Source organism: Brevundimonas sp. (genome assembly GCF_036405315.1).
Lineage (GTDB): Bacteria > Pseudomonadota > Alphaproteobacteria > Caulobacterales > Caulobacteraceae > Brevundimonas.
On record NZ_DASWXW010000057.1, the window covers coordinates 1 to 5655 of the forward strand.

General features: G+C 70.3%; 6 protein-coding genes. All 6 read left to right on the forward strand.

Annotated elements, in window-relative coordinates; translation table 11 throughout:
* The first annotated feature begins 427 nt into the window (after positions 1–427).
* Positions 428–1720 carry a S41 family peptidase gene (locus tag VGE49_RS03625; RefSeq protein WP_331033218.1) on the forward strand — a complete coding sequence of 431 codons (1293 nt, stop codon included), beginning with the start codon at positions 428–430 and terminating at the stop codon, positions 1718–1720.
* Between the two features lie 15 nt (positions 1721–1735).
* Positions 1736–2191 carry a MarR family winged helix-turn-helix transcriptional regulator gene (locus VGE49_RS03630; RefSeq protein ID WP_331033219.1) on the forward strand — a complete coding sequence of 152 codons (456 nt, stop codon included), beginning with the start codon at positions 1736–1738 and terminating at the stop codon, positions 2189–2191.
* Positions 2192–2282: 91 nt separating this feature from the next.
* Positions 2283–3662, forward strand: a complete 1380-nt coding sequence (locus VGE49_RS03635; RefSeq protein ID WP_331033220.1) for a hypothetical protein — start codon at positions 2283–2285, stop codon at positions 3660–3662.
* Positions 3663–3680: 18 nt separating this feature from the next.
* Positions 3681–4496, forward strand: a complete 816-nt coding sequence (ccmI, locus tag VGE49_RS03640; protein ID WP_331033221.1) for a c-type cytochrome biogenesis protein CcmI — start codon at positions 3681–3683, stop codon at positions 4494–4496.
* 33 nt (positions 4497–4529) lie between these two features.
* A complete protein-coding gene (ccmE, locus tag VGE49_RS03645) occupies positions 4530–5021 on the forward strand; it encodes a cytochrome c maturation protein CcmE (protein ID WP_331033222.1) in 492 nt (163 codons plus the stop codon).
* On the forward strand, positions 5018–5655 hold a 638-nt coding region (gene ccsA / locus VGE49_RS03650), incomplete at its 3' end, for a cytochrome c biogenesis protein CcsA (protein ID WP_331033223.1). The genes ccmE and ccsA, both read left to right, overlap by 4 nt.

Below are 5655 nucleotides of genomic sequence, written 5' to 3' on the forward strand. Positions count from 1 at the left end.
TATTCCTGTTTCCCGTCCCGTTGACGACCGGATTATATGCGCTCGCGGGCCTGTGCTTGGTCGCGGCCATGGCGACGGTTGCCGCCGTCTATTTTCTGAAGAGGGCTAGCCGACCCACGATCAAGGTCCGCTAAGGGTCGATTGCGGCCCTGGGCTTCGGCGCCGACAGCGGACATTAGCCTCTAGGTGGGAGAGCAGCGGCCGATATCATGCGCCAGTTCGAGCGGGCCGGGCATGGCGCCTCGCTCCGGTGTTGCGTTTACACGCTGAGGGTTCGGGGCGCCGTCCTGGCCTTCTTCAGCTCGGTTTGAGCGCGGCGGCTCGCCGTCTCCGCTCGCCCAGTTCAGCCTATCCGGTGCGGGCGGCGTAATTTGACTCGTCGATTTATACAACATATTGCGCAATATATTTCATGATTGGATCGATGATGAAGACTCGCGCTTTCCTTTCGCTGTTGGCGATCATGGCCCTGGGGGCGACGCCGGTCGGGGCGCAGACGCTGGATCAGGGGGCGCAGCGGGAGGTGGTGGCGCGGCTCGAGACGGCGTTGAAGCAGAACTACGTCTTTCCTGACCGCATTCCGGCCATATCGGCCGAGCTGGACCGGCGGGTTCAGACCGGGCCGGTGGAGGCCGCGCCGTTTGCGGCAAGTCTGGCCCGGGGCCTGGTCAAGGCGAGCGAGGACCTGCATTTCTCGGTGGCCTTTGATCCCGAGGAGGTCGCCGCTGACCGCCAGGCGAAGGCGGGCGGCGAGACCAGCACTCAGGCGCAGCGCGACCGGGAGCGCGGGGCCAATTTCGGTTTTCGTGACGCGCGTCGGCTGGACGGGGACCTGGCCTATGTCCGCTTCGACTTCTTCGCCGATCCGCAATACGCCCAAGACACGGCGGCGGCGGCCATGCGGTTCGCCGAAGGGGCCAAGGGGCTGATCTTCGATCTGCGCTACAACAACGGCGGGGTGCTGGAGATGGCGCAGTTCCTGATGAGTTATCTCTATCCGGCGGGCAAGGATCAGGAATTCTTCGACTATAACTACAATGAAAATGGGGTGCAGGTGGCGCGGAGCCAGTGGAGCCTGCCCGCCGTGTCCGGCAAGCGGGCGCCGGATATGCCGGTCGTGGTCCTGACCGGATCGACATCCTTTTCTGCGGCCGAGTGGATGGCGTTTTCGCTGCAGCGTCTGGGCCGCGCGACCGTGATCGGGGAGCAGACCGCCGGCGGAGCGCATCCTGTCACCCGCGTGCCGATCGACGACCGTTTCATGCTGCAGGTCCCGTTCGGCCAGATCCGCGACCCGATCAAGGGGCAGGACTTCGAGGGAGTCGGCGTGACCCCCGATCTGGCCGTCCCGGCCTCGGACGCGCTGCTGGTCGCGCAGAAGCACCTGCTGAAGAGCCGGGCGGAGGCCGGTGACGCGGACGCCCGATGGGCGCTGGTTCCGGTCGAGTTGGCGCTGGCGGGGCAGGCGCCGAGCGCGGCGGATCTGGACGCGGCGGCCGGGGCCTATGAGGGGCGGACGCTGGTTCGCACGCGGGGCGGTCTGGCCTATCACTGGCGGGACCGCTTTGTTCTGGCGCTCGATCCGATCGGCAAGGATCTGTTTGCGGTTCAGGGAACGGATGACTATCGGTTCCGGCTGGTGCGGGCCAAGGGCGCCGTCGTCGGCCTGGAGCGCGTGGAGAAGTCTGGCGAGACGGAAACCTATCGTCGCCTGGATTGAGGAGATGTCGGGCGAATGATCGAGTTGAACCGCACCTATCTGGGCCGTCTCAGCGAGCAGTTGAGCGAACTGATCGAGCAACAGTCGGCCGAGGTGTTCAAGCGCGCCGGTCTGGTCATTCCGGTCAAGTCGTCGTCCCTGATGATGGCGATCGCGATGCTGGGCCCGGTCTCGGTCGCCGATCTCGGGCGGGCGCTGGATCGCTCGCACCAGCTGATCCAGCAGAAGATCCCCAAGCTGGTGAAGCTGGAGCTGGTCACTCGCCAGCCCGATCCCGAGGACCAGCGGGCGAGCCTGATCGCGATCACGGACAAGGGGCGCGAACAGCTCGCGCTGCTGGACAGTCTGGATGGCGCGTTCGAGCGCGCCTACGCCGGGATGGAGCAGGACGCGGGACCCGTGTTCGACGCGATCAAGCGGGCCATCCAGTCCCTGAAGGCGCGCCCTCTGGTCGAGCGAATGGACGTCTGAACGTCTTCGCGGCGCGGCAAAATCCCCTGTTAACCCGAAGGGCGCACCCTTGGTCCCGTGGCCGGGATTCGGTTCGGCCGAAGGAGTGTGGATGGCGGACCTGTCGGTCGCGCAGAGGGCTGCTCTGGCCCAGCTGATCGCCGCTTGCCCGGATCATCTGCTGTCCCAGCTGGAAGCGCTGGCGGCGGCGATGACGGGGGATCGGGCGTGGGCGCTGCGCGACATGGTCGAGGCCGAGGGGCTGGATCGGCGGCGGCGGGACGCGGCCTTCGCGCCGCTGTCGCCGCTGTTCCGGCCGCGCGCCGACGGGCTGGAGGGGCTGAGCTTTCCGAGCGGCGTTCCGGCGCGGCTGTGGCGGTCGGCCACGCGCAATGAACCCGAACTGCTGCCGCAGCTGGATCGCGACGACGAGCTGTCGCGCATGGTGGCCGACCGCCTGTGCCTGAGCGCGGCCTCGGCGGTGCGGGATCAGGGCGAGGCCCTGTGGCCCGGCGCCAGCGTGGATCAGGCGGCGGAACTGGCCGCCTGTTTCGATCTGGCGGCCCTGGCGCGGCGCAGTCTGAGTTTCCTTGAATCCTGGCTGGGACGACCGGGTCCGGAGGCGACGGCGGAGTTGAAGCTGGCGCTGCGACAGGCAGCCTCGATCGCGCCGGACGGGGCGGCGCGGCTGATGGAGATCTATTTCGCCCACCTGACGGACGCGCGGCTGATGCTGCGGCTGGTGGCCCAGGCCACGCCCGCCGCCGGACGCGAGACGGTGGTGGGCGAGAGCGAGCTGGCGGTCTTCGTCGACCGGGTGGTGACGGCCCTGGCCCACCGCGCGGCCGAGGCGGCGACCTTTGATCCGGCGGCGCCGGGGGCGGATGCGGCCCTGTTGAAGGCCGATCTGGACTGGTGCGCCGAGACCCTGGCCGAGATCGACATGACCCTGCCGCTGCGGGCCGACAGCGCCTGGGGCAAGGCGGTGCGGCAGGCGCGGCTGAAAATCGCGCTGCGGCTGTCCGAACTGTTCAGCGCCGCCGAGAAGGCGACGGGCAAGGTGCTGCCGGTCGAGCGCGCGGCCATGGCGGGGCGGATGACGCGCCCCGCGCCGCGACTGGACGAGGCGGCGGACCCCGAGGCGGCGGCCAAGGCCAAGGCCCTGGCGGCGGTGATCGGCCTGGTGCGGGGGCCGGCCACGGTGTTCGGCTGCGAGGCCGAGCGACGCCAGACGGCGGAGGGCCTGACCGGACGTCTGGCGACCTGGGCCGACGAGGCGCTGGAGCGGCTGAACGACGGCGAGGCGCCGGACGAGGGGATCGCGCGCAAGCGGATCGCCCTGGCCGCCGAGTTGCTGGGCCTGATCGGGGCCAAGGAGGCGGCGCGCACGGTGCGGCGGCGTCTGGGTGTGGCGGGAACGGCGCCCAGTGTTCTGACGGGGGGTGTTTTGACGCCCGGTGCGACCTCGCGAGCCTCGCGTCAGGTCGCCTGATCCGCTAGAGCGGCGGGCATGACGATCTTCTGGATCATGACGGGACTGGCCGCGGCGATGGCCGGGCTGCTGGTGCTGGCCGGCGCGCGGCGCGGCGCGGACGCCGAAAGCGTGGTCGACCGCGAGGCCGGCGCACGCGAACTGGCCGAGCTGGACCGGCTGAGGACGCGCGGCCTGCTGGACGAGGCGGGATGGACCGCCGCGCGGGCCGAGGCGGGACGGCGGCTGCTGGCGGCGCGTCGCGATGCGCGGGCGCCGACGGTGGGATCGAAAGACCGGCTGTGGGTTCTGGGCGGGATCGGCGTGACGGCGGCGGTTTCGCTGGCCCTCTATCTGGGGCTGGGCGCGCCGGGCATGGCGGATCAGGCCTATGAGACGCGGGTGCGCGACTGGGCGGCCTCGCCCGAGACGCTGGAGCCGGCCCAGGCGGCGGCGGTGATCGGCCGCATCGTCAAGGATCGACCCGAGGATCATCAGGCCCTGGTCATGCTGGGCGCGGCGCGGTTCGAGGCGGGCGATCCGATCGGCGCGGCCTCGGCCTTCCGCCGGGCGCTGGCGATCCAGCCGGACGACGCCCAGAGCTGGGCGCGGCTGGGCGAAAGCCTGGTGCGGGCCAACGAGGGCGCGGTCGGCGGCGACGCCGAGGCGGCCTTCCGCGAGGCGCTGAAGCGCGACCCCGATCAGCTAGGCGCGCGCTATTTCCTCGGCGAGGCGGCGCTGAAGCGCGGCGACAAGGCCGGGGCGGCGGCGGTCTGGGGGCCCCTGATCGCGGCGCTGGAACCGAACGACCCGCGCCGGGCCGAACTGCAACAAAGACTGGGCGGAGCCGGATGAGCCTGCGCTGCAACCCTTCTGTGATGTCCTGACATGAGCTGGCTTCCCAAATCGCCCAAGGCGCGTCGGCGTCTGTGGATCGTGGCGGCGGCGGCGCCCGTGCTGGCCCTGGCGGTGGGCCTGTCGCTGTGGGCCATGAAGGACAATGTCACCTATTTCTTCTCGCCGTCCGAAGCGACCGAGGCAGCCGCCCCGGCGGGCCGGGTGATCCGTCTGGGCGGGCTGGTCGAGGCCGGCAGCGTGGTCAAGGGCGCGGACGGGACGGTGGTCTTCGTCGTCACCGACAACGTGGGAAGCTCCAAGGTCAGCTATCACGGCGACCTGCCTGACCTGTTCCGCGAGGGGCAGGGCATCGTGGCCCAGGGCGCCTTCCGCCCCGACCGCACCTTCGAGGCCAGTCAGGTGCTGGCCAAGCACGACGAGACCTATATGCCGCGCGAAGTCGCCGACCGCCTGAAGGCAAAGGGCGAGTGGCGGCCTGAAACGGGCGAAGCTCCGCCTGCAACCGCGAGCCGCAGCCTGTGATCGTCGAACTGGGGGCGTTCGCGCTGATTTTGGCGCTGGTGTTGGCCGCGCTGACCACGGCCCTGGCGACGGCTGGACGGCTGAGGCTCAGTCCGGTGCTGGCGGGGGCCGGGGGCGGGGCCTTGATCGCCTCGGCGGCGGCGACGGCTCTGGCCTTTGCGGCCCTGATCTACGCCTTCGCGGTGTCGGACTTCTCGGTGTCGAACGTGGCCATGAACAGCCACACCGACAAGCCGATGCTCTACAAGGTGGCCGCCGCCTGGGGCAGCCACGAGGGCTCGCTGGTGCTGTGGTGCCTGGTCATGACCGGCTTCGGCGGGGCGCTGGCCCTGGCGCGCGGCCTGCCGTTCGGGCTGAAGACCTCGGCCGTGGCGGTGCAGGGCGCGCTGTCGACCCTGTTCCTGGCCTTCGCCGTCTTCACCTCCAACCCCTTCGCGCGTCTGGACCCGGCGCCGGTGCAGGGGGCGTCGCTGAACCCGCTGCTGCAGGACCCGGCGCTCGCCTTCCATCCGCCGCTGCTCTACGCGGGCTATGTCGGCTTTTCGGTCTGTTTCTCGCTGGCGGTCGCCGCCCTGATCGAGAAGCGGGTCGATCCGGCCTGGGGCCGCTGGGTGCGGCCGTGGGCGCTGGCGTC

Excerpts from the sequence above, each read along its gene's own strand:
- VGE49_RS03625 (WP_331033218.1), top strand. The coding sequence starts at position 428 with ATGAAGACTCGCGCTTTCCTTTCGCTGTTGGCGATCATGGCCCTGGGG.
- VGE49_RS03630 (WP_331033219.1), top strand. The coding sequence starts at position 1,736 with ATGATCGAGTTGAACCGCACCTATCTGGGCCGTCTCAGCGAGCAGTTG.
- VGE49_RS03635 (WP_331033220.1), top strand. The coding sequence starts at position 2,283 with ATGGCGGACCTGTCGGTCGCGCAGAGGGCTGCTCTGGCCCAGCTGATC.
- ccmI (WP_331033221.1), top strand. The coding sequence starts at position 3,681 with ATGACGATCTTCTGGATCATGACGGGACTGGCCGCGGCGATGGCCGGG.
- ccmE (WP_331033222.1), top strand. The coding sequence starts at position 4,530 with ATGAGCTGGCTTCCCAAATCGCCCAAGGCGCGTCGGCGTCTGTGGATC.